Below are 24,500 nucleotides of genomic sequence, written 5' to 3'. Positions count from 1 at the left end.
GCTCACCGTCCCCTTATTCCGCCGCCTCAGCTCGGCGCTGCATGGCAAGTGCGGAACACTCGGCCATCACCGCTGAAGCTCGGGCAATCGGGTTGGTTAGATAAAAATCATTGAATGCCTGTGCGAAACCGGCACCATTCATGTCACCACCGCGTGCGGTAAGCTTGGAAACATCCGAAGCAACACCGGTCGCGATGCAATTTACATTCGCCATATGAGGAACGGCCTCAACAACAGCACCGCGCAACTGCGCAAAGCTGTTGAAGGAAAGCGGCTTACCAAGTGCACCGGAAAGCGCACGAATGATCGCCCAGTCCTCACGAGCATCACCAGGAGGGAATGCAGCGCGGTTTGCCAGCTGTACACGGCCTTCCAGGTTCACAAATGTCCCTGGTTTTTCGGTGTAAGCAGCACCTGGCAGAATAACGTCAGCGCGGTGTGCACCGCGGTCACCGTGGGTACCGATGTAAACAACAAACGCATCACCGAAGGAAGACATGTCCAGTTCATCTGCGCCAAGCAGGAACACAACATCAAGGTCTCCTTTGGCAGCTGCGTCTTGAATACCACCAGTATCCAGACCGCCCTCACCCGGAACAAGTCCGATATCCAGACCACCAACGCGGCTGGCAGCAGTGTGCAGAACGTTAAAGCCGTTCCACTCATCGCTCACAGCACCAACGCTTTCAGCAAGCTTGGCAGCAGCAGCCAGCACAGCAGCACCGTCTTCACGGGCAATCGCGCCTTCACCAACGATAATCATTGGATTCTTCGCGTTCTTCAGGACGTCTGCAAATGCATTCTTGCCAGAAGCAAGATCCGCCAGAGTGTCCGGACCAGCACCGAGGTAATCCACATCATAAGTCAGGTCTGCAGGCTGGCCAATCAGACCAACTTTTGCACCGCTATGACGCCACACCTTGCGGATGCGAGCATTGAGAACAGGCGCTTCAACACGTGGGTTAGCACCCACGAGAAGAATTACGTCAGCGTCTTCAATACCTTCCACGGAAGAGTTAAACAGATAGGTTGTCCGACCAAGCGATGGATCAAGCTGTGCACCATCCTGACGGCAATCCATGTTGGCGGAACCAACACTCTCCATCAAAGCCTTCAGAGCAAACATCTCTTCAACAGTTGCAAGGTCACCAGCGATCGCAGCAGTTTTAGAACCACCAGCCGCTTTCACCTTGGCCGCAACCGCGTTCAGAGCGTCAGTCCAGCTCGCAGGAGCCAGCTTACCCCCCTGCTTCACATACGGGCGATCCAGACGCTGTGTCTTCAGACCGTCCCAGATGAAGCGGGTTTTATCGGAGATCCATTCCTCGTTCACCTCTTCGTTGAGGCGAGGCATGATGCGCATGACTTCTTTACCGCGTGTATCCACACGGATAGCAGAGCCAAGAGCGTCCATCACGTCGACGCTTTCTGTCTTCACCAATTCCCATGGACGAGCATTGAACTCGTATGGGCGGGAAGTCAGAGCACCAACAGGGCAAAGGTCAATCACGTTGCCCTGCAGCTCGGAGGAAAGCGCTTCTTCAAGATAAGTGGTAATCTCGGCATCTTCACCGCGGCCAATCAGGCCCAGCTCAGAAACACCGGCAACCTCGGTCGTAAAGCGAACACAGCGCGTGCAATGAATGCAGCGTGTCATGATCGTCTTCACAAGCGGACCGACATATTTATTTTCAACTGCGCGCTTGTTTTCCGCATAACGGGAACTATCTACACCGTAAGCCATGGCCTGATCCTGAAGATCACACTCACCGCCTTGGTCACAGATAGGGCAGTCCAGCGGGTGGTTGATCAGGAGAAACTCCATCACACCTTCACGCGCTTTTTTCACCATAGGAGATTTTGTAAAAATCTCTGGTGGCTGGCCTTCTGGTCCCGGACGCAGATCGCGCACGCCCATTGCACAAGAGGCAACCGGCTTTGGCGGTCCGCCCTTTACTTCTACAAGGCACATGCGGCAGTTGCCGGCTACTGAAAGCCGGTCATGAAAACAGAACCGAGGAATTTCCGCACCGGCCTCTTCACAGGCCTGCATAACGGTATATTCCGCAGGAACTTCAATTTCTTTGCCGTCGACGACAAGCTTGGTCATGCGTTGGCATCCTCACCCTTAGCTTCTTTAGCCCGATAAGCTTCAAGAAGCTCAGTCACTTCAATTCCATCGATGGTCATGCCCTCAAGCCGGCAGCTTTTGAGTTTAGCGCCAGCCAGATTGGCATTTTCAAGGATCAGCCCAGAAAGATTGACTTTCTCGACTGACCAACCAGAAAGGTTTGCATCAAGGATAGACCAGCCTGAAAGATTAACGTCGTTGATGCGGCCACCAGACATGTTCACGTTATTAAAGGAGCATCCGGAAAGGACACAGTCATCAAACACGGAACCTGAAAGGTCGCTCTCATTCACATCCAGACGTTTTTTCTCATTTCTGATCTTCATATCCCCTACTCCGCTGCAATCTTGTCGGTCGGTGTGCGCTGCGTAGCAACGTACTGATCGATCCGATCTTCAATCACAGGGCGGAAGTTTTTGATCAAACCCTGAATAGGCCACGCCGCCGCATCACCAAGCGCGCAGATCGTATGACCTTCCACCTGCTTGGTTACTTTGAACAGCATGTCGATTTCCTCATAAGAGCTCTCGCCCTTGACCATCCGCTCCATCACGCGCCACATCCAGCCCGTACCTTCACGGCACGGCGTACACTGACCGCAGCTCTCATGTTTGTAGAAGTAGGACAGACGGGCAATCGCTTTGATGATGTCCGTGGAGTTGTCCATCACGATCACAGCAGCAGTACCCAAGGAAGAGCCAACTTCGCGCAGACCGTCAAAGTCCATCTTGGCGTCGCGGATCTCTTCGCCCTTCACACAAGGAACAGAGGAACCACCCGGAATAACCGCCAGCAGATTGTCCCAGCCGCCGCGGATGCCACCGCAGTGCTTTTCAATCAGCTCTTTGAACGGAATACCCATGGATTCTTCAACGGTACAAGGCTTATTCACGTGTCCGGAAACACAAAACAGCTTTGTGCCAGCGTTGTTTTCGCGGCCAATACCGGAGAACCATGCACCACCACGACGCAAGATTGTCGGAGCAACAGCAATGGATTCCACGTTGTTCACTGTGGTTGGGCAGCCATAGATACCCATGTTCGCAGGGAACGGAGGCTTCAGACGCGGCTGACCTTTTTTACCTTCAAGACTTTCCAGTAGTGCAGTTTCTTCACCGCAAATGTAAGCCCCTGCACCGTGGTGCACGTAGATATCAAAGTCGTAGCCGTTCTTGTTGTTCTTGCCGATCAGGCCAGCATCATATGCCTGATCAATCGCAGCCTGCAGACGCTCACGTTCACGAATGAACTCGCCGCGCACGTAAATGTACGCCGCAATAGCACCCATCGCGAAACCAGCAAGCAAGCAGCCCTCAACCAGATGGTGAGGATCATGACGCATGATTTCACGGTCTTTACAGGTGCCCGGCTCGGACTCATCTGCATTGACCACGAGATAGGCTGGACGACCATCGCTTTCCTTCGGCATGAAGGACCACTTCAGGCCAGTCGGAAAGCCTGCACCACCACGACCACGAAGACCGGAAGTCTTCATTTCGTCGATGATCCAGCTGCGACCTTTGTCAATAATGTCTTTGGTACCAGACCATGACCCGCGCTGACGAGCTCCTTCGAGCCCCCAGTCATGCAGACCATAGATATTGGTGAAGATACGATCGGAATCGTTCAGCATCGCTTACCCCTCACCTTTCGCTTTGGCTTCCTGAGCTTTGCGGTGGCTCTCCAAGAACTCCGCAACACCAGCCTCAGCTGGACGAGGAACACCAGTATAACCAGCACCGCCAGTATTCAGAGCAGCACCTGCATGGTGCCGTGACGCTGCATCGGAACCGTCAACAACGATAGCTTCCTGAGGTGCACCCTTTGTGGTGTCCTCAATGTTCAGCAATGTGGTTGGACCACCCTCTGGCGCCGCGAAGATACGGTCAACACCCTGAGGGCCCGGCAGAACCGGCTTTCCGCCTGCAATGTCATCAAGAAGCTTTTCAAACTTCTCAACATCCAGATCCTCATAGAAGTCTTTGAAGATCTGCACCATCGGCGCGTTAACACAAGCACCAAGGCACTCAACCTCTTCCCAGGAGAAGTTTCCATCTTCGGAAAGAGTATGAGGGGTCTCAGAGATCTTGCTTTTACAAACTTTGATAAGCTCTTCAGAACCACGCAGCTGACAAGGGGTCGTACCACACACCTGAATGTGTGCTTTTTTGCCGACCGGCTGCAGCTGGAACATGGTGTAGAAGGTTGCCACTTCCAGAACACGGATGCGAGGCATATCGAGCATTTCAGAGATCGCACGGATCGCTGGCTCGGTCACCCAACCAACCTGCTCCTGCGCACGCCACAGAATTGGTACGACAGCAGATGCCTGACGCCCTTCCGGGTAACGCGCGATAACTTTATTCGCCCATTCCAGATTTTCTGGAGAGAACTCAAAAGACTCTGGCTGTTCGTGATGAAGACGACGCACTGACATTACCGGTCAATCTCCCCAAATACGATATCGATGGAACCGATGACAGCGGCAACGTCAGCCAACATATGGCCGCGGCACAGGTAATCCAACGCCTGCAGGTGAGCAAAGCCAGGAGCCTTGATCTTGCAGCGGTAAGGCTTATTGGTTCCATCAGAAACGAGATACACGCCGAATTCGCCTTTTGGCGCCTCAACGGCTGCATAAATCTCGCCTTCAGGGACTTTATAACCCTCGGTGTAAAGCTTGAAGTGATGGATCAGAGCTTCCATGGAGCGCTTCATTTCACCGCGCTTTGGTGGAACCACTTTACCATCGGCTGAAGAAACAGGGCCAGTTTCCTTACCCAGCATCTCCAGACACTGCTTAATGATGCGAACAGACTGATGCATCTCAAACATGCGGATCAGGTAACGGTCGTAACAGTCACCGTTCTTACCGATTGCAATGTCGAATTCCATCTCATCGTAGCACTCGTAAGGCTGCGACTTGCGCAAATCCCACTTCGCACCGGACCCACGAACCATCACACCGGAGAAGCCCATAGCCCAGGCTTCATCAAGATCAACAACGCCGATATCAACGTTACGCTGTTTGAAGATACGGTTGTCAGTCAGAAGGCCTTCAATGTCGTCAAGGGTTTTGAGGAACGGATCACACCAGTTCCACATGTCCTCAAGCAACTGTGCAGGAAGATCCTGATGCACGCCGCCCGGACGCACATAAGCCGCGTGCATACGAGCACCACAACCGCGCTCATAAAACGCCATAAGCTCTTCGCGAGGCTCAAAGCCCCACAGCGGCGGTGTCAACGCACCAACATCCATCGCCTGCGTGGTCACGTTCAAAAGGTGTGACAGCAAACGCCCAATTTCAGAGTAAAGCACACGGATCAGCTGACCGCGCTTTGGCACTTCAATGCCCAGCAAACGTTCAACTGCAAGAGCAAAAGCATGCTCCTGATTCATTGGTGCTACATAGTCCAACCGGTCGAAGTAAGGCACAGCCTGAAGATAGGTCTTGTGCTCGATCAGTTTTTCAGTACCCCGGTGCAGCAGACCGATATGCGGGTCAACGCGCGTGACCACCTCACCGTCCAGTTCAAGAACCAGACGAAGCACACCGTGCGCCGCAGGGTGCTGCGGACCAAAGTTAATATTAAAGTTTCGTACCTGAGCCTCAGCCATTCTCTACCCGTGCCTCAGTTCGATGCTTTTTCATCACCAGGAAGCACATAGTCAGTACCTTCCCACGGTGAGAGGAAATCAAAACTACGGAATTCCTGAGTAAGCTGCACAGGCTCATAAACAACACGCTTTTTGGTGTCGTCGTAACGAACCTCTACATAACCTGTCAGAGGAAAATCCTTACGAAGCGGGAAACCGTCAAAACCGTAGTCAGTCAGCAAGCGCCGCAGATCCGGGTTACCGGTGAACAGAATGCCGTACATATCGTAGGCTTCACGTTCAAACCATTCAGCACCCTTGAAAATGGAGATAACAGAAGGAACCGGAGTGGCCTCATCTGTCTGAACCTTCACGCGAACGCGCAAGTTCTGAACGGGGGAAAGCAGGTGGTACACAACGTCGAAACGTTTTTCCCGAGCTGGCCAGTCCACACCGCAAATATCAACCAATGCTACAAAGCCGCACCGCGCGTCATCGCGCAGGAAACGCAAAACATTGATAATCTGATCATGGGACACATTAAGAGCCAGATCGCCATAAGCAACCGACCAGCCCTTAACTTTGTCTCCAAGCGTTAGCTCGATAAATTCACCGAGTTCGCTAAGCGTCTCGTCCATTACCTTGTTTCCTATAGGTTGGACATCTCACAAATGGCAAGGAACCCCATGCCAGCAATGTCGATAAGGCCGCGCACCACGAAAGTGCACGACCTGTAATTTATCTTTCAATCGTACCCGTACGGCGGATCTTCTTCTGCAGCAGCAGCACACCATAAAGCAGCGCTTCAGCAGTTGGAGGACAACCCGGCACATAGATGTCAACCGGAACAACCCGGTCACATCCGCGTACAACAGAATAGGAATAGTGGTAGTAACCGCCGCCATTTGCACATGATCCCATGGAAATCACATAGCGAGGCTCTGGCATCTGGTCGTAAACCTTACGCAGCGCAGGTGCCATTTTGTTGGTCAGTGTTCCTGCAACAATCATCACGTCAGACTGACGTGGGGAGCCACGAGGAGCAAAGCCGAAACGCTCTGCGTCATAACGCGGCATCGACATCTGCATCATTTCCACTGCACAACAGGCAAGACCAAACGTCATCCACATGAGCGAACCGGTACGTGCCCACTGAATCAGACTTTCACTGGAAGTAACCAGAAAACCTTTATCAGAAAGCTCGTTGTTCACATTCATGAAGAACGGATCATTTTCGCCCACCGGGCGACCTGTGTTGGGATCAATGATCCCTTTTGGAGCTTCAGAGACAAGAGGCTTGGAGCCGTCAGAGATCAATCCCATTCCAGCGCTCCCTTCTTCCATTCATAGATGAACCCAATCGTGAGCACGCCCAGGAAGATCATCATGGAAACGAAGCCAAACCAGCCCAGTCCTCCATAAGCAACAGCCCATGGGAAGAGGAAAGCAACTTCGAGATCAAAGATGATGAAGAGGATCGATACCAGATAAAACCGGATGTCGAATTTCATACGCGCGTCATCAAAGGCATTAAAGCCGCACTCGTAAGCGGAGAGCTTCTCAGAATCTGGATTCTTGAAAGCTACGATAAACGGGGCAATGAGAAGCGCGAGGCCAATAACGAGGGCAACACCGATAAAGACGACAATCGGGATGTACTCCCTGAGGAGGTCTTCCATTTGTATATCCGTCCCTGGACGTAACAGGTCATGCGACCAATAAAACTCTTGGTGCACTGCACACACGGCAGAAAGTAGGGCGTAAGATTTGGAAGGACACCCTAGGATCCGGTGTATCTAGTCGCACCGCAACGCACGATTAGCTTAGCCCCACCATCTGCGCAAGACCTTACAACGGAGTAAATCGGGTCGGAAAGAGTGCCTTACGCCGCGAGAAGATCACATTCTCGAGAGGCGGGCACTAAAAAGCCGCTAAAAACCTAGAGATATATATTATGAGTAAAATACTCATATTAAAATAGAAAAATGCCGTTTTCTAACAATTGCTTGGGAAAACTACTCAAGACTTAAAATCGGACAATAAAATTGGTGCATTTTCCTGCGTAGTTCTGCGTAAATAGTCAAAATGTCTCAATTGAAGAGTCGCGGGGCAATACCCATGACCCGGCACTACTTGCTACACTTTAAGTCCCTGCCCGCAAAAACTTGTCCGCTAAATCCGCGATTTAAGACAGCTCCCCTACCCTAATTATAAGACAGCAAAGCTTTGGCAAAAGACATGGGCAGATAATGCAATAAAGCTCAGAGAAGATGAGCCAGAATACACGAAAGCACGATGCGCTATTCAAAGCGAACATCGTGCTTTTCGTACGTAAAATGAAAGTGGCGCGAGTGACGGGACTCGAACCCGCGACCTCCGGCGTGACAGGCCGGCACTCTAACCAACTGAGCTACACCCGCAACTCTCATTTATATGTTTGTTACAGCAGCTACTTCTCAAAGAGAAGTGGCGCGAGTGACGGGACTCGAACCCGCGACCTCCGGCGTGACAGGCCGGCACTCTAACCAACTGAGCTACACCCGCAGCTATAACAGTTTGCTTGGACTGAACACCTCTTCCCAAAGGAAGTGGCGCGAGTGACGGGACTCGAACCCGCGACCTCCGGCGTGACAGGCCGGCACTCTAACCAACTGAGCTACACCCGCTCAATCCAAACTACCTTCAACAACACTTTGCTTTCCTGCGCCGCTTCTCCTAAGGAAAAGTGGCGCGAGTGACGGGACTCGAACCCGCGACCTCCGGCGTGACAGGCCGGCACTCTAACCAACTGAGCTACACCCGCTTAGGTCAGCAACGTTGTGTCGTTGTTGGTGGCGCTGATTTACGGCGGGGGCGGGTCCAAGTCAAGCGAAGTTGGATCGACTTTGCGAGTTTTTCCTGAATAACTTGTTTTCACTGTGAAAATTGGCCTCGAAATGCGTTCAGATGTGGAAAACAGGACTGCATATCACCCATTTTATCCCCTTCTGGGCTCAAGGACTTTTTGGCTAGCCCTGAAAAAAATCTTATTCGCCATCAATGAAAATTCGAAAACCGCCTCAAAAAAGTCAAATCTCGTAATTCTACTTAGCGCGGGGCGGCTCCTGCGATAAAGTCAGGAACAATCATCTCAATCAAAATACAAAAAAGTCGACAGTCCAATTCATTTCAAGGACCGGTTTTATGGGCACATTTTTCAAAGCGCTTGCTCTCGTAGCAACAACAGCTGTCGCAATCCCCTCACCCACTCGGGCTGATACAGGGGACTTCATCATCGGGCTCGGTGTAAGAGCGATCGGAAACACGATCATAGATCACACCGCAGCTCAACAACCGACCCCACATGTCGTCACCGCACAATCGCAGCAGGCGCGCAGCATTCCCCGCATCGCAACTCAGCATACAGTGGCTCTCAGTCGCATTCAGCTGAAGGACGTCCAGTATCGCCTCAACCTGCTCGGCTACAACGCCGGGTTTCCAGATGGTGTAGCTGGTAAACGCACCTTGCGCGCAATAGGCAGGTTTCAAAGCACCCTTGGTTATGTGGCAACCGGGCGGCTTACACAGTCTCAACTGGAAGAGCTTTACACCCGCACGCAAAAGAAACGCTATCAGAAAACCCAGATTGATCAGGCGCAACCAACACCAGCTCAACCGCCCCTCCCCCAATCCAATCCCGGCGGGTACTCGGAGGCGGAAAAAGCAACAGTCAGGATCCCAAAAGAAAACAAGCTTGCGCTAGACCCCAAAAATCCACCTAACATTTATGGTCTGATCACTGGCATGCGCAGTGACGAAACTGCGGGCTTTCTAAAAACAGAAGGCTATGAGGAATGCGTAGAGACAACCGGACTGACCATCTGCAAGAAAGCAACCAAGAACCTTGAGGAAACCGTCAGCGTCAATAAGGTTGGAAACATCATCTACGGACTGAGCCGCACTGTGAGCTTCAAGACTGCCGCTCCAAGATCTGCAGTCCTAACCAAACTGGCAGAGGCCTACCCCAACCTCACCCGCTTCAAAAAGATGACAACGTCCAGCTCCAAGACCTGCCTGGAGCACCACACTGGCGATGGGGCTAGTTTATTAGCACCTGCAGAGGCCAATCCATCCGACCCTGAAACGCTTCTGACACTCACCGAAAACTGTCGTAACTTCTACGCCATTGAGCTCGAAGGCACCCGCAACCTCAAGTCCATGCGCATCACCCTCTACGACGGCCACCCCATCCAACTTGCAGAAGAAGAGCAAACCGGCATTTTCCAAACCAAATCCGAAGCCGCTGACGAGCTAAAGTTCTGATCAGCCTATGCCTTTGTATTGGCCTCAGATAATTTGGGGCCAATACAGCAGATGCCTCCAACCTCCCTCGTCAGGATTCACTCCCCACAAGTAAGGATTATTCCTGCTACATACACAGTTAAAGTAGCCTCAAAAATTCATTTCTGCTCACCCGCAAATTTGTCCTTTTGGGAGCTCCAGAATGTTCAAAGCAAAAGCGCTCGCCCTGCTGGCTGCACTGTGTCTGTGCGCAACATCAGCCACTTCAGCCTCGCTGCATAAACTCGAAGAATTCAAACCTCACGTCTCGTATGAAAAGACATCCTATACCTTTCCGTTTCTCGCCAAAGAAATTGAGGCGGCAAGCTATGATGCTAACGGTTCTCTTGGATACATCCTCGTCGCATCAGACTCAGCAGATAATCTCGTTATCTCTACATGGCAGTCCAATGTCACAACACCAGTAGATCTGGTCAATCGAGGCAAAGCGCGCAGTGTTTCCGTCGCAAAGATCGACGACACCCATTTCATCACGCCCGTCATTGATGGAGGCAACAAGCTCAGGGTCATTCTCTGGAAGATCACAGGAAACGGCACGATAACTTATCGTAGTTTTCTTCCAGGGCCAGAGGTGACAGAAGTCACTTCTGCAAGTTCCGGTTCGGCTGCCATGGTTGTTGCTCAACGCAAAAATGGCACTTTGTTTGCCAGAGCCTACAAGTTGAAAAACGCCAATAATTCGCCGGAAAAAGTACTAGACGAAAAAGGAACATACAACTTCTTAGGTTCCGCCGACCAACTCACCTTAAGTGACGGAACTGCAAATCTCCTCGCCTTCCGCGATGGTGATGGAAAACTGAGAGTTACCCGCCTTCGCAAACGCCAGAACGCATCCGTAATTGAACGCGGACCAACACTTGTAAGCATGGGCCAAATTCAGAAAGCCGCAATTACTGCTGCCGATGGCACTCCGAATGGCCGATGGATCACCCTATCAATAAGCAAAGGCCCCAGCGAGTTCAAAACAGGGCATAAATGTTTGGGCCAGACCATACACAAAGAACCCCATGGGCGTGGCAAGCTAATCGAATGGGATATCGGAACCGACGGCACCCAGTACCTCCGCCGAAGGGCTGAGCGTGAGTTTCAGGGCAGCGGAGGCGTCGCGAAGGAAGTCGCCGTAGAAGTGATCGGCAATGGCAACTATCTGGTCAGCAGCCACCTGGGCTTTGACACCTTCTGCAAACGAAACCCAAAAAACCGTGGCAAGCAGCGAATGGAGGTCCACTTATGGGATCACGCTGGCACCACCTATGACAAAGACGTCTCAGGCCGCATCAACGGCAAATACTACGACGTCGCCATCGCTGAGTTTCGCCCCATTCAGAACTACAACGCAAACTTCGTCGTAGCCCTCATCGGCGAAAACGAACAAGTCAAACTGACCATCTGGGGTGTGAAGTAGCTCAATCCTGAACCATCAAGGCAATTCAAGAGCTACCAGACAAAGAAGGCAGCCTCTTCAGGGAAGCTGCTTTTTTGTGCATCAACAAGTCTCCAGGGGTTTGCTTCAGTGCCTTTTCAGAGTGCCAACACCTTAAATCATTGCCTGAAACAAACCTTCTCGCATGAAGTACATTCACGGAAAGCTTACAAGAAACATCAGATAGGCATCGAACTTACCCGCATACCCAAAAATATCAGCATTTAAAAATCTCAACCTAGGAGTGAAATAATTAATTTATTTCAACTTACATTTTTTAGAGTTTGAGATAAATTTGCTGCAAGCGGATCTTTCCCGTCTTTCTTTTGATTTTATAAGTGTGCAAGGCAACAAAATGCGCAAAATGACTAAGCTTACTTCTGCTCTCTGCCTCTCTTTAGCAATCAGCACCACCGCCGCCCGTGCAGGCTCTGAGGATTTCATCTTCGGCCTCGGTGCAGGCATTATTGGTAGCGCTATTGTAAACGGTGCTAAAAAGAGCGCCCCAGCTCAGACGCAGAAACGAACAACACGGAAAAGAAGTAGTTTTTCAGCTGAGACACAGGACATCCAGCTACGCCTGAGCATGCTGGGCTTTGATGTGGGCACACCAGACGGCGTTTCAGGCCGCCGCACACGCAACGCCATACGCCAATTCCAAATTTCCATCGGCGCTTATGCAAATGGTAAGCTCGATAACAGACAAATTGCCAAGCTCTATGAACTGACAACACCACAACAGCCAGCAGCGCCAACACCTGTCGCAACCTCTCCCCCAGCGCCGGTTGCAGCCACGGCCCCAATACCTGTGGCGATCGTTGCACCAACGCCAGTAGTAGCACCAGTTGCAACAGCCGCACCATCGCAGCAAATCAACATTACAATACCTGTCACCCCCGGTTCAAACGCAACCAACAACGCTCAGGTGGTAAATGTCACTCCAAACGTGTCTCCCAAAAACGAGACACAAGTCGCGGTGACCACCTCGAAGCATCCCGCTCTTGATCCGGCCAATCTCCCGTCAATTCACGGCTTAACCGTTGAGCGCTTTGAGCATGACGTGCAAGGCCTGCTGGAAAAAGTCGGATACCAGGGGTGCGTAGTGGATGAAACGAAGACTGTGTGTTCACTGGAGAAAGACACACTCTCTGAAACCGTAAGTGTGCTTACTCAGGATGAAAACATCTACGGCTTGCAACGTGAAGTCAGCTTCAAAAACCCGGCTCCCCGCGCTGCAATCATGGGCAAGCTGCTGGACGCCTACCCGGTGCTCACGCATTTTGAGAATATGACTGCCACACAGGATAAAACCTGTCGCATTACTTACGTCAACAACAGCGGCGAGCTCCTGAAGCAGGCTCTGGAGAAACCATCCAACGCAGAAGCGCTGCGCCAGCTGTCAGACAACTGTAATGACTACCACAGCCTGGAAGTCTTTGGAGAAGACACTGTGAGTGGCATACGCCTCGTGTTTTACAGCAGCAAGCCAATCAAGGATGCGATTGAAAACCGCAAGGGTGCGTTCCAGATTTCCTCAAAGCCAGCACAAGACCTGACCTTCTAATGCTCCATCTAAGCTGAGCACCAATACGACACAAGCCAAACAAAAAAGGCAGCTTCCTCAGGGAAGCTGCCTTTTATTTTGCATCAAAGCTTTAAGAAGCTCACCAGTCATGGCGAATGCGTACGATCAGGGCGGTCATGAAGCCAAAGAACGCTGGAAGACCAGCATGTTCCAAACCAAACCAGGAGCAGCCAACAAGCATCTCCTTTTGTAGGCCTTTCAAAAGTTCCAAAAACAGGAAAAATCGACCCTCTGCACAACAGCATTAGAAGCTCCTCAAGATCTGATTTCACAATTGCGTGTCAAATCGGCCCTTCGGGGAGCTTCTTGCGTTTGGATTGGCCCTCCTCCTGCAGCACTCACTACGCATTCACTGCTCTGCCAATATTCGAGTCACTTGCGGCACACCCAACGCGGCCACGAACGCTTAAGACAAAAACTGAAAACCAAATCATGCAGCTGCAAAGCAAGGCATGCTTTACCAAGAACAATGAGGGATTCTGCGATGAAAACTGCCACAAAATTTCTACTGGCTACGACAACAAGCTTGTGCCTGCTGACCACACAGTCAAACGCCAGTGAGGAAGATTTTCTGCTCGGTCTTGGCCTCGGCGTTGCGGGCGCAATTGTGGCAGATGAAGCGATCAGCGATGACGTCTACGTGGAGGAAGTCTATATAGAAGAGGTCTATATAGACGAACCAGACCTCTATGTTGATGACAACGGAGATATCTATGTCGACGACTACGATGACTTCTATGAGGAGGATATCTACGTAGACGAAATCTATGTAGAGGACGTTTATATAGAAGTGCCGCACGTTGTAATCCCTCAGGCCACTCCCCGTCACCAACCCGCACAGACCCAAACACGCAAGCCATCCCAAAACCAACGCAAGGTCGGTTCACCTCAAACTCGTGGTATTCAGGTTCGTTTGAATAGTCTTGGATACAACGCAGGGAAACCCGATGGCATTCCTGGCAAAAAAACACGCAATGCGATCTCCCGCTTCCAAACCTCCCTCAATCATCCCGCCACAGGAAAACTAACTAACGTAGAGATTGCTGCTCTGGTTGAAAAAACTTCGAACCTCAATTCGAAAAAACAGCCTCAGAAAACTGACCAGCCAGCAAAGGAAGCAAGAAAAAAAGATCCTGTGAAGACCGCTGGAAAAATGCCAAGCATTCACGGGATGACCACAGGCGCTCCATTTGCAGGAACTGCGGAAAATCTGACAAAGAAAGGCTACTCCAACTGCCAGATTAAAACTGGCACTGTGAGCTGTACCCGCACAACAAAAAGTTTGAAAGATCAGATCACCGTCGGTTCAATTGACGGATCTGTCTATGCAATCCAGCGTTCCGTTCATTTTATTGAACCTGTTCCGCGGAAAGAAATTGAACATAGAATAGCCTCTGCTTATCCAAATCTCATCAATCAAAACAACATGATCCAGGCAAGCTCAGCCCACTGTCTCACAAACTATCAGCAAAGTCCTTCATCTCTGGCTCTGTCAACACTGAAGACACCACGGGAAGTGCAGCAACTTTTAGCCGCAGCAAAGTCATGCTCTTACCTCTATGCAATCGAGATTGACGATAAAGACCCGGCGAGTAGATTGGATATTGTGCTTTATTCAGCCAAACCAATCCAGTCCGCCCTCCATAAGAAGACAGATATCTTCGGTGCAACGACCGAAAAAACCAAAGACTTGACCTTCTGACAACATCCTTGAAGCCAAAACTGGCTTAGACACAAAAAAGGCTCTGATATTTTCATATCAGAGCCTTTTCTTAGTTCAGCTTAAAACTGCCGTTACCAGCCGTGGCGAATGCGCACGATCAGGGCGGTCATGAAGCCAAAGATCATGTGACCAACCAGAGACGCCCATGTCAGCTGAATGAAGCCGAGGAACGGTGGAAGACCAGCAAAGATGTGCGCCATGATGTAAAGCGCGAACACCCAAAGACCAACGCCATAGCAAAGACCAACAACCCACCATGGCAGCGGCGGAATGATCACACGTGCCAGCGGACGAGCAATATAGAGGTATCCGATAGGATAAAAGACGACGCCAACGACGGCGTGGATGACTTCAGCCCAGAAAAGGCTTCTGAAACCAAAGACCGACTGCACAAGTGCAGCTGGCTGTAGTGGACCACCAACCCAGAACGGCGTGATATAGCGCGCCCAGATCTCCCAGCTTACATCTGCAACGATGCCTGCCAGAAGGATGGTGACCAGAGTGTGCCACACAAGTGGCGGACAGATAGGGTGCTTATGACTTGAACCACTCATACGGCGCATGCCTCCACGTAGTTATACTTGATTGCCACGCGGAGTTAAAAACGATCTCAGTCATACAAGCTGTTATCTACGGCACACTTAGCAGCGCAATAACGGCTCTTGAGCAGGTCCTACACGATTGTTTCCAACCGAACACCAGGACTTCACTCATTTAAGGGCAAAGCGGCTCTCAAAAAGTTGACAAAACGAGAGCACGCTAAGCGAATAAGCTCCACAGGCTATTGCAGCAAGCTTAGCTATAAGATCCTGAGATCACCCTTTGGTTTTCGCTCAGATTAGCACCCTGCCCTACAGCCTTGAGAAACCAATTGCCGAAACGCCGCCTTAAGCTTAACAGCGCCGTCCTCGGTAATTTTCAGGAGAGTAAACAACAAAAAAGCCTCCGCGGATCTCCGGGAGACTTGAAATCCTCTAAGAGGAATGGTGGGCGATGAGAGACTCGAACTCCCGACATCTTCGGTGTAAACGAAGCGCTCTACCAACTGAGCTAATCGCCCATCCTGGAGCGTTGAACATCCTCAAAAAGAGAATGGTGGGCGATGAGAGACTCGAACTCCCGACATCTTCGGTGTAAACGAAGCGCTCTACCAACTGAGCTAATCGCCCCCGCAGGGTGGTACGCCGTGTGGCGTGGGGAGCTATTTAGCCGCCCTCCCTACCCTTGGCAAGGCCTGAGATTGAAAAAAACGACATTACCAGCAAAAAACTTGGAGCTGCCATCCATCCTGTGAATTACCTGATTAAACAAAGGCTTGTCGTCACAGTAAAAAACCGACAACCCATCAGAAATGAGCGCATAAAAAAAGTCCCTGCCGCTCCAATGAACAACAGGGACTTTTAAACCCAAAACGAACAAGCCCAATTAGGCGTTGACCGCGTCCTTCAGGCCTTTACCAGCTTTAAATTTCGGCGTCTTGGAAGCCGGAATCTGAATGGTTTCGCCTGTGCGTGGATTACGGCCTTCAGTTGCCGCACGAGCGGAAACGGAAAAGTTGCCAAATCCGATGATCCGAACTTCATCGCCGCTCTTCAGGGTTTCAGTGATTGCTTCGAAAGATGCTTCTACTGCTTCGCCTGCCTGTGCTTTGGTCAAGCCAGTTTTTTCCGCAACGGCCCCGATCAGATCATTCTTGTTCATGACAGTCCCTTTCTAAAATAACGTGGGGAATGCTTTAGATTCGCGCTGCACTCCTGAATCGGACATTCGTGCGAAATTGCGTTCAAATCAAGCCGCAAACCGCAGAAAACGGCCATTTTCTGTGTAGTATCAACCAAAAAAAGCCCCGGAACTTGTCCGAGGCTTTTGTATCCACAAGCAGACGCTCTGGTTCAGTGTGCGACGACCCCTGAACCCTTGTCATCTTTGACCAGTGCTTCAGAGCTGGACTTTTCTTCCTCTTCGCTCCATTCGATGGCTTCAGGCATACGAACAAGAGCATGTTCAAGCACTTCGTCCATGCGAGCGACTGGAATAATTTCCAATTCATTCTTCACATTGTCAGGAATATCAGCCAGATCCTTCGCGTTATCCGCTGGGATCAGAACCTTCTTGATGCCACCACGAAGAGCAGCCAGAAGCTTCTCTTTCAGACCACCGATTGGCAGCACGCGGCCACGCAGTGTGATCTCACCTGTCATCGCCACATCACGACGAACCGGAATACCGGTCATCACGGAGATAACAGTTGTCGCCATGGCGATACCAGCAGATGGACCATCCTTTGGAGTAGCCCCTTCTGGAACGTGAACATGCAGTTCGCGCTTTTCGAAGAGCGGAGGTTCAATGCCGAAGTCCTCAGAACGGGAACGAACGTAAGAGGCTGCAGCAGAGATGGACTCTTTCATCACATCACGCAGGTTGCCGGTTACGGTCATCTTGCCCTTACCTGGCATCATGACACCTTCAATGGTCAGCAACTCGCCGCCCACTTCAGTCCACGCCAGACCGGTGACAACACCAACCTGATCTTCATCTTCAACCTGGCCGAAGCGGAAGCGAGGCACACCGAGGTATTCCTCAATCAGCTCTTCATCCACTTTGATGGTCTTCTTGTCGTTGACCAGAATGTCCTTCACAGCCTTACGGGCCAGAGTGCTCATCTCACGCTCAAGGTTACGCACACCAGCTTCACGGGTGTAAAGACGGATGGTCTTCTGCAAAGCGCCGTCAGACACTTCGAACTCACCATCCTTCAGACCGTGGTTCTTCACAGCCTTTGGCAACAGGTGACGACGGCAGATCTCGATCTTCTCATCTTCAGTGTAACCAGCAATACGGATGACCTCCATACGGTCCATCAGTGGACCCGGAATGTTCAGCGTATTGGCTGTGGTCACAAACATGACGTCGGATAGGTCGTATTCCACTTCGAGGTAGTGATCCATGAAGCTACCGTTCTGCTCTGGGTCAAGAACCTCAAGCAGAGCGGAAGACGGATCGCCACGGAAATCCATGCCCATCTTGTCGATCTCATCGAGCAGGAACAGCGGGTTGGACTTCTTCGCTTTCTTCATGGACTGAATGACTTTACCCGGCATGGAGCCGATGTAAGTGCGGCGGTGACCGCGAATTTCAGCCTCATCACGCACGCCACCGAGAGACATGCGCACAAACTCACGTCCGGTTGCTTTCGCGATAGATTTACCAAGAGACGTTTTACCAACGCCTGGAGGGCCAACAAGACACAGGATAGGGCCGCGCAGCTTGTTCGCGCGCTTCTGCACTGCAAGGTACTCCACAATGCGTTCCTTGACCTTCTCAAGGCCAAAGTGGTCGGTATCCAGAACCTTCTCAGCAAGCGTGAGGTCATGCTTAACCTTGGACTTCCTGCTCCACGGAATGCCGATCAGCCAGTCAAGGTAGTTGCGAACCACTGTCGCTTCCGCAGACATCGGGCTCATCTGCTTGAGCTTCTTCAGCTCAGCATTCGCCTTCTCGCGAGCTTCCTTGGACAGCTTCGTCTTCGCAACGCGCTCTTCCAGCTCAGCAAGTTCATCACGGCCATCTTCACCATCGCCGAGTTCTTTCTGAATGGCCTTCATCTGCTCATTCAAATAGTACTCGCGCTGGGTTTTCTCCATCTGGCGCTTCACGCGGGAGCGGATGCGCTTTTCCACCTGCAGAACGGAGATCTCGCTCTCCATCATGCCCAGCACCTTCTCAAGGCGGTCGGTGACAGCCACAGTGCCAAGCAGTTCCTGCTTGTCCTGGATCTTCACAGCAAGGTGGGATGCAATGGTATCAGCAAGCTTCGAGAAGTCATCAATCTGATTAACGGCGCCGAGAACCTCAGGAGACACCTTTTTGTTCAGCTTCACATAGTTCTCGAACTCGGAAATCACTGAACGGCCAAGAGCCTCGACCTCAACCTCGTCACCGCCAGCTTCATCAAGAATAACGGCTTCTGCTTCATAAAGGTCTTCGCGATCAGTGAACTTGCCGATTTCGGCACGTGCACCGCCTTCAACCAAAACCTTTACGGTGTTATCTGGCAGCTTCAGCAGCTGCAAAACTGTTGCAAGAGTACCGACTTTGTAAATCTGATCGGTATCCGGATCGTCATCCGCCTCGTTCATCTGGGTCGCAAGCAAAATCTGCTTATCAGACTCCATCACCTCTTCCAGAGCACGGATCGATTTCTCGCGCCCTACAAACAGCGGCACGATCATATGAGGGAATACGACGATGTTGCGCAGTGGGAGAACAGGAAAAACAGAGTTTTCTGTCTCTTCTTCCGGGCGCATTTCATTGTCAGCCATCTCTATTCCTTTCAAATTGCAGCTTTCCAACGAAAGCTACGAAAAAGCGCAACATAAAAATCGACTAAGGCCCTTAGGGCACTCGTAGAATTTCGAGGGCCGAATTCACTCGCCCCAAAACGGGCACAAACAAATTCGCCAAGCTGCGAACTAGACCTATTAGGTGGAGACACCGCCTCCAAGTGTCAAGCACTCCGCTTCCAAGTCTTTCAGCGATCTGTTGATATTATAAGCTTTTTTCCTGTTATCAGGAGCGTATAACACCGTTTGATCGTCCTCACACTTAAGCTGGAACACCATCCTTCCCGGTCTTGGTTCGCGTTTACGCAGAACACTCATACGCATCATCATGCTAGACACATGAGACAAAAAATGGGCGGCACTTTTTTCAAGAAGTTACCGCCCAAATTAAACTCAATACCCGTGAGCGAAGCCTACTGGCTCATCAGTCCCCATCGCCTTACGCGCTGGTTGCTGAATTCTCCGCACGATCCTCGTAAATGTACAAAGGACGCGCATCGCCGTCGACCACCTCACCGGAAATCACAACTTCCTTCACACCCTTAAGGCCAGGAAGCTCGTACATGGTTTCCAGCAGAATTGCTTCCAGAATAGAACGCAGTCCGCGAGCACCGGTCTTACGTTCAATCGCACGTCGGGCAACTGCCTTCAGAGCGTCCTCATGGAAGGTCAGCTCTACGTTTTCCATTTCGAACAAACGCTGGTACTGCGCAACAAGCGCATTCTTAGGTTCACTCAAGATGGACACCAAAGCGTCTTCATCCAGATCTTCAAGAGTTGCAATAACCGGCAAACGGCCAACAAACTCAGGAATAAGACCAAACTTCAGCAGATCTTCAGGCTCAAGCTCTGAGAACAACTCGCCGGTCTTGCGATCTTCAGGTGCAAGCACAGAAGCAGCAAAGCCGATAGAGGTTTTGCGACCACGGTCAGAAATGATCTTGTCCAGACCAGCAAATGCACCACCGCAGATAAACAGAATATTTGTTGTATCGACCTGCAGGAATTCCTGCTGCGGATGCTTACGACCACCTTGCGGCGGAACAGAGGCAACAGTCCCTTCCATGATCTTCAGCAGTGCCTGCTGAACACCTTCACCAGAAACGTCACGGGTGATGGATGGGTTTTCTGCCTTGCGGGTAATTTTGTCCACCTCATCGATGTAGACAATACCGCGCTGCGCACGCTCAACATTGTAGTCTGCGGACTGAAGTAGCTTCAGAATAATATTTTCAACGTCTTCACCAACGTAACCCGCTTCAGTCAGCGTGGTTGCGTCAGCCATCGTAAACGGAACATCCAGAATTCGGGCGAGCGTTTGTGCCAGATGGGTTTTACCACATCCGGTAGGACCAACCAGAAGGATGTTGGACTTAGCAAGTTCAACATCGTTGTTCTTGGAAGCATGATTCAGGCGCTTGTAGTGGTTATGAACCGCTACAGACAGAACCTTTTTGGCTCGGCCCTGACCAATCACGTAATCATCAAGAACACCACGAATTTCCTGAGGTGTCGGAATCCCATCACGAGACTTCACAAGCGAAGATTTGTTTTCTTCGCGAATAATGTCCATGCAGAGCTCGACGCACTCATCGCAGATGAATACGGTCGGACCCGCAATCAGCTTACGGACCTCATGCTGGCTTTTTCCGCAAAACGAGCAGTAAAGCGTATTCTTGCTGTCGCTGCCGCTGGCTTTGCTCATGAGATATAACCCCGCATCGTTTCAAGGGACACAGCCCCTGTTAGAATTCTTAGTTCGACAGCGATACTTTCGCCGCGACGTTCTACTGACTTATCGCGTTTTGTGTTCCGCTTCCAGAGGGAAGCTTTGGAAATCACTAATAGCCATTCTCTTATGCGATATTTGGCTCGCAATAATCAACATTCCTTTAAGCCTCGCACGCAAAGTTCATTCCCTGTTAAAAAAACTTGCGCGCGAGTTACTTTATAAAACCGGCTTTAAGCTGGTTCGATAACGTTCAAGCTCTCGCGATTTTCGATAACGTTATCAATCAGACCGAACTCTTTCGCCGCATCTGCACTCATAAAGTTATCACGTTCAAGCGCTTCTTCAACAGCGTCAAGAGTCTGACCTGTATGAGAAACATAGATCTCATTGAGGCGACGCTTCAGCTTCAGAATTTCCTGTGCATGCAGCATAATGTCTGCCGCCTGCCCGCGGAAACCACCGGAAGGCTGGTGAACCATGACGCGGCTGTTTGGCAAAGAAAAGCGCATACCCTTTTCACCAGCAGCCAAAAGCAGGGAACCCATGCTTGCAGCCTGACCAATACAAAGAGTTGAAATCTTCGGACGGATAAACTGCATAGTGTCATAAATAGCAAGACCACTGGTCACTACACCACCCGGGGAATTGATATAAAGCGCAATTTCTTTGTTCGGGTTTTCCGCTTCCAGATAAAGCAACTGGGAACACACCAGTGTAGCCACAGTATCTTCCACAGGACCGGTCAGGAAGATAATACGTTCCTTCAACAACCTTGAGAAGATATCATAGGCCCGCTCACCCCGGTTGGTTTGCTCTACAACCATTGGCACCAGGCTGTTCGTGAAATACTCAACAGGATCGGTCATGCGTCATCCATTTTAAATATGCAGAAAGCTTCGTAAAGCTCGGTATCTTATCCGGCATTCCGGTAAGCCTGCAAGAAACTTATGTCGAAAAAAGCGCCACGCCCACCCACGGGATGTCGCCCTTGTCTTAAAGGCACTTGCCAAAAGGTAAAGCCACAAGGTTTATGGAGTGTTTCCATAAGACCCGATAGTCTTATCCCAATTATAAGGGAGCTTAAAGACCACATTGGGCCTATGCACTTAAGACGGCTTCAGATATTTCGGCTTTCCACCTCAAAATTCAAGATGTCAAAAAAGAAAAAGGGGGCACAAGGCCCCCTTTCCGAAATTCTTGGGTAATCCCAACAATTATGCTTCGTCTTCGTCCTGAGCCATCAGCTCTTCTTTAGACACAACTTTGTCGGAAACTTTCGCGAGTTCCAGAATGTAGTCCACAACCTTCTCTTCGTAGATTGGGGCACGCAAGGAAGCGAGAGCCTGTTCGTTGTTCTTGTAGAATTCGAACACCTGCTGTTCCTGACCTGGGAACTGACGAACGCGGTCGAACAGAGCCTTCTGAACTTCTTCGTCGGTAACCTGAACTTTGTTCTGCTCACCAACTTCAGAAAGAACCAGACCGAGACGTACACGGCGCTCAGAGATCTTGCGGTATTCAGCTTTAGCTTCGTCTTCGGTTGTTTCTTCATCTTCGAAGGTTTTACCGGACTGCTGCATGTCAGCTTCAACCTGCTTCCAAACACCGTCAAATTCTGTTTCCAGAAGTTTTTCAGGCAGCTCGAAGGAGTACTCTTCGTCCAGCTTGTCCAGCAGAGCGCGCTTTACTTTCTGACGGGTAGCTGCACCGAACTGGCTTTCAATCTGGCCACGAACGATTTCTTTCAGCTTCTCAAGGGATTCAAGACCCAGCTTGGTTGCCATTTCATCATCAATGGAAACTTCGCCAGCAGCTTCAATGCCTTTAACGTCGATGTCGAAGGTAACTGCGCGACCAGCAAGGTTTGCTGCGCCGTATTCTTCAGGGAAGGTCACGTCGATGACTTTTTTGTCACCGATTTTCAGGCCAACGATCTGCTCTTCAAAACCAGGAATGAACTGACCAGAACCCAGAACCAGCTGACCGTTCTCATCTTCACCACCTTCAAATGGCTCGCCGTCAAGCTTGCCGAGGTAATGCATGGTAACGCGGTCACCGTCTTCAGCAGCAGCACCTTCTTCGCGCGCTTCAAATGGACGGTTGCTTTCTGCGATCTGCTTAACCTGTTCGTCAACTTCGTCTTCGGAAATTTCAACGATTGGGCGTTCAAGTTCAATCGCAGAGAAATCTACGATGTCGAACTGTGGCAGAACTTCATAGGAGATGGTGTAAGCGAGATCTGCTTCACCAGCCAAAACTTTCTCAGCATCATCGTCAGAAAGATCGATTTCTGGCTGAAGAGCTGGCTTTTCTTTGCGCTCTTCAATGGTCTTAGCAGTGGTTTCGTTGATCAGGTTACCGATCAGCTCACCCATTGCCTGACGGCCATGAACTTTCTTGAGATGAGAAACTGGAACTTTACCCGGACGGAAGCCGTTAATGTTTACCTTTGACTTCATGTCATTAAGATATTCATCGAGGCGGGTCGCCAGATCCGTCGCCGGGATAACGACTTTGAGTTCGCGCTTTAGGCCCTCGGCCAGGGTTTCTGATACCTGCATGGTCTTTGCTTCGTCCTTGATTTAGGACGCGTACCGACAAACCAATATGGTTTGTCCCAGCACGGTAAACATAACACCAATTTCGAAGGGGGGAAAACGCTTCGGGAGAAAATCCCTCAGCTCTTATCCGCCTGACGAAAAGGTGAGCATAAACCGAACCTCGACAACGCCCTCAACTTTTCCGTTTCCGATAAGCTACGGTCGTTTATTTATGCACCGTATCACCGGGGATATGGTGCGGCTGGAGGGACTCGAACCCCCACGGTCTCCCGCTAGAACCTAAATCTAGTGCGTCTACCAATTTCGCCACAGCCGCGTTGGAGGGGTAGCTAAATGGGAACCTAAGAGAAGTCAACCACCTAATACGCTGTTTATGCCCAGTTCTCGGTTTTCCACGCCATTTCTACCTATGAAACTGTGCATTACGACAATCCGGGGCTTATTTCTCACGGAGGAGATCGCATCACATCCTTTTTCTTTTCTGGCTCGTGCATTGCCAGCCAGCAAGCCACTCCGCTCACTCACAAAGTGGCGTCAGAACCCGCTGCATAAAAGCCGCGCCTTTTTCGGTCAGATACAACTCCCGGCGGCGACCATCCGTTTTATCCGCCTCAACACGGGCATAGTTATGTCCGCCACGCACATCCTTGTGCCCTTCGCACCAGTAATAGATGTTGCGGGTCGCAGTTCCTGATTGGTAACCAATCTTCTTTTGAAGGCCATGAGGATGGATCGTCACCCCCTCCTCCTGATGAACGGCAATTTCAAGCAATGTCAAAACCGTCGAGACCTGCATTTTAGCATCATGGTCTTTAAACGGTGCCAGCGCCTCGATGATCTGGCGGAGTGCTGCAGAGTGCTGTGTCGTCTTGCTCATAAGAATATCCGTAATATCGTCCCGAAGGCGAAGACGATCACACGTTTTACGCGCAACCCTCCCCCTTCTCTCGTCTGCCTATCGCATTGCTTGTCTCACTAAATGATACGCATGACGTTTCGTAGATCAATTATCACAAATATTGATGATTCCCACCAGATATCTCAGCAGCTAAACCCATCCC

Annotated in this window: 19 protein-coding genes and 7 tRNA genes; 4 read left to right on the top strand and 22 right to left on the bottom strand. The window is 50.8% G+C overall.

Annotation, left to right across the window (positions count from 1 at the left end; genetic code table 11):
* Positions 1-13 precede the first annotated feature (13 nt).
* The 12 genes from nuoG to PsAD5_RS13210 all read right to left on the bottom strand — a co-directional run bounded on the left by nuoG (position 14) and on the right by PsAD5_RS13210 (position 8,534).
* Positions 14-2,110, bottom strand: coding sequence for an NADH-quinone oxidoreductase subunit NuoG (nuoG, locus tag PsAD5_RS13265; RefSeq protein WP_063292454.1), 2,097 nt, complete (start codon positions 2,108-2,110; stop codon positions 14-16).
* The gene (locus PsAD5_RS13260; RefSeq protein ID WP_063292453.1) at positions 2,107-2,457 is read right to left on the bottom strand and encodes a pentapeptide repeat-containing protein; all 351 of its coding nucleotides are present in this window, start codon (positions 2,455-2,457) and stop codon (positions 2,107-2,109) included. Before PsAD5_RS13260 ends, nuoG begins: the two co-directional genes overlap by 4 nt.
* A gap of 5 nt (positions 2,458-2,462) precedes the next feature.
* Positions 2,463-3,764 carry an NADH-quinone oxidoreductase subunit NuoF gene (gene nuoF, locus PsAD5_RS13255; protein WP_063289021.1) on the bottom strand — a complete coding sequence of 434 codons (1,302 nt, stop codon included), beginning with the start codon at positions 3,762-3,764 and terminating at the stop codon, positions 2,463-2,465.
* A gap of 3 nt (positions 3,765-3,767) precedes the next feature.
* Positions 3,768-4,568 carry an NADH-quinone oxidoreductase subunit NuoE gene (gene nuoE / locus PsAD5_RS13250; protein ID WP_057465611.1) on the bottom strand — a complete coding sequence of 267 codons (801 nt, stop codon included), beginning with the start codon at positions 4,566-4,568 and terminating at the stop codon, positions 3,768-3,770.
* Complete coding sequence (locus PsAD5_RS13245; protein WP_063292452.1) at positions 4,568-5,752, bottom strand: NADH-quinone oxidoreductase subunit D; 1,185 nt, start codon at positions 5,750-5,752, stop codon at positions 4,568-4,570. Before PsAD5_RS13245 ends, nuoE begins: the two co-directional genes overlap by 1 nt.
* 14 nt (positions 5,753-5,766) lie before the next feature.
* On the bottom strand, positions 5,767-6,369 hold the full coding sequence (locus PsAD5_RS13240; RefSeq protein WP_057465613.1) for an NADH-quinone oxidoreductase subunit C: 603 nt from the start codon (positions 6,367-6,369) through the stop codon (positions 5,767-5,769).
* Between the two features lie 100 nt (positions 6,370-6,469).
* Positions 6,470-7,054 (bottom strand): NuoB/complex I 20 kDa subunit family protein, encoded by a 585-nt coding sequence (locus PsAD5_RS13235; protein ID WP_057465614.1) that lies wholly within the window; start codon positions 7,052-7,054, stop codon positions 6,470-6,472.
* Positions 7,045-7,410, bottom strand: coding sequence for an NADH-quinone oxidoreductase subunit A (locus PsAD5_RS13230; RefSeq protein ID WP_057465615.1), 366 nt, complete (start codon positions 7,408-7,410; stop codon positions 7,045-7,047). The genes PsAD5_RS13235 and PsAD5_RS13230 overlap by 10 nt, the downstream gene beginning before the upstream one ends.
* Before the next feature lie 664 nt (positions 7,411-8,074).
* A tRNA-Asp gene (locus PsAD5_RS13225) sits at positions 8,075-8,151 on the bottom strand.
* Positions 8,152-8,198: 47 nt separating this feature from the next.
* A tRNA-Asp gene (locus PsAD5_RS13220) sits at positions 8,199-8,275 on the bottom strand.
* A gap of 45 nt (positions 8,276-8,320) precedes the next feature.
* A tRNA-Asp gene (locus tag PsAD5_RS13215) sits at positions 8,321-8,397 on the bottom strand.
* A gap of 60 nt (positions 8,398-8,457) precedes the next feature.
* A tRNA-Asp gene (locus PsAD5_RS13210) sits at positions 8,458-8,534 on the bottom strand.
* 380 nt (positions 8,535-8,914) lie between these two features.
* Between PsAD5_RS13210 and PsAD5_RS13205 the strand changes: the two genes are divergently transcribed.
* From PsAD5_RS13205 to PsAD5_RS13190, 4 genes are all read left to right on the top strand, one after another.
* On the top strand, positions 8,915-10,033 hold the full coding sequence (locus PsAD5_RS13205) for a peptidoglycan-binding domain-containing protein (protein WP_063292451.1): 1,119 nt from the start codon (positions 8,915-8,917) through the stop codon (positions 10,031-10,033).
* Positions 10,034-10,214: 181 nt separating this feature from the next.
* On the top strand, positions 10,215-11,477 hold the full coding sequence (locus PsAD5_RS13200; RefSeq protein ID WP_063292450.1) for a hypothetical protein: 1,263 nt from the start codon (positions 10,215-10,217) through the stop codon (positions 11,475-11,477).
* A gap of 382 nt (positions 11,478-11,859) precedes the next feature.
* A complete protein-coding gene (locus PsAD5_RS13195) occupies positions 11,860-13,059 on the top strand; it encodes a peptidoglycan-binding domain-containing protein (RefSeq protein ID WP_193778152.1) in 1,200 nt (399 codons plus the stop codon).
* 505 nt (positions 13,060-13,564) lie between these two features.
* A complete protein-coding gene (locus PsAD5_RS13190; RefSeq protein WP_063292448.1) occupies positions 13,565-14,782 on the top strand; it encodes a peptidoglycan-binding domain-containing protein in 1,218 nt (405 codons plus the stop codon).
* Positions 14,783-14,874: 92 nt separating this feature from the next.
* Here PsAD5_RS13190 and PsAD5_RS13185 read toward each other — a convergent pair whose 3' ends face one another.
* From PsAD5_RS13185 to PsAD5_RS13130, 10 genes are all read right to left on the bottom strand, one after another.
* The gene (locus PsAD5_RS13185) at positions 14,875-15,357 is read right to left on the bottom strand and encodes a hypothetical protein (protein WP_057461782.1); all 483 of its coding nucleotides are present in this window, start codon (positions 15,355-15,357) and stop codon (positions 14,875-14,877) included.
* A 430-nt stretch (positions 15,358-15,787) separates the two neighbouring features.
* A tRNA-Val gene (locus PsAD5_RS13180) sits at positions 15,788-15,863 on the bottom strand.
* Between the two features lie 33 nt (positions 15,864-15,896).
* Positions 15,897-15,972: transfer RNA gene (locus PsAD5_RS13175), tRNA-Val, on the bottom strand.
* A gap of 256 nt (positions 15,973-16,228) precedes the next feature.
* Positions 16,229-16,504 carry an HU family DNA-binding protein gene (locus PsAD5_RS13165; RefSeq protein ID WP_008546789.1) on the bottom strand — a complete coding sequence of 92 codons (276 nt, stop codon included), beginning with the start codon at positions 16,502-16,504 and terminating at the stop codon, positions 16,229-16,231.
* A gap of 191 nt (positions 16,505-16,695) precedes the next feature.
* Positions 16,696-19,125 (bottom strand): endopeptidase La, encoded by a 2,430-nt coding sequence (lon, locus tag PsAD5_RS13160; RefSeq protein WP_063289030.1) that lies wholly within the window; start codon positions 19,123-19,125, stop codon positions 16,696-16,698.
* A 460-nt stretch (positions 19,126-19,585) separates the two neighbouring features.
* Positions 19,586-20,851, bottom strand: a complete 1,266-nt coding sequence (clpX, locus tag PsAD5_RS13150) for an ATP-dependent Clp protease ATP-binding subunit ClpX (protein ID WP_057461785.1) — start codon at positions 20,849-20,851, stop codon at positions 19,586-19,588.
* Between the two features lie 257 nt (positions 20,852-21,108).
* Entirely contained in the window at positions 21,109-21,744 is a 636-nt protein-coding gene (gene clpP, locus PsAD5_RS13145) for an ATP-dependent Clp endopeptidase proteolytic subunit ClpP (protein WP_063289033.1), read from the bottom strand.
* A gap of 348 nt (positions 21,745-22,092) precedes the next feature.
* Positions 22,093-23,439 (bottom strand): trigger factor, encoded by a 1,347-nt coding sequence (tig, locus tag PsAD5_RS13140; RefSeq protein WP_063292446.1) that lies wholly within the window; start codon positions 23,437-23,439, stop codon positions 22,093-22,095.
* 233 nt (positions 23,440-23,672) lie between these two features.
* Positions 23,673-23,755, bottom strand: a tRNA-Leu gene (locus PsAD5_RS13135).
* 201 nt (positions 23,756-23,956) lie between these two features.
* Positions 23,957-24,316: a hypothetical protein gene (locus PsAD5_RS13130; protein ID WP_063289035.1), complete on the bottom strand. Its 360-nt coding sequence runs from the start codon at positions 24,314-24,316 to the stop codon at positions 23,957-23,959.
* Positions 24,317-24,500: the final 184 nt, after the last annotated feature.

The organism is Pseudovibrio sp. Ad5, assembly GCF_001623095.1.
Taxonomy (GTDB): domain Bacteria; phylum Pseudomonadota; class Alphaproteobacteria; order Rhizobiales; family Stappiaceae; genus Pseudovibrio.
This window is presented reverse-complemented; position numbering and strand designations above follow the sequence as displayed.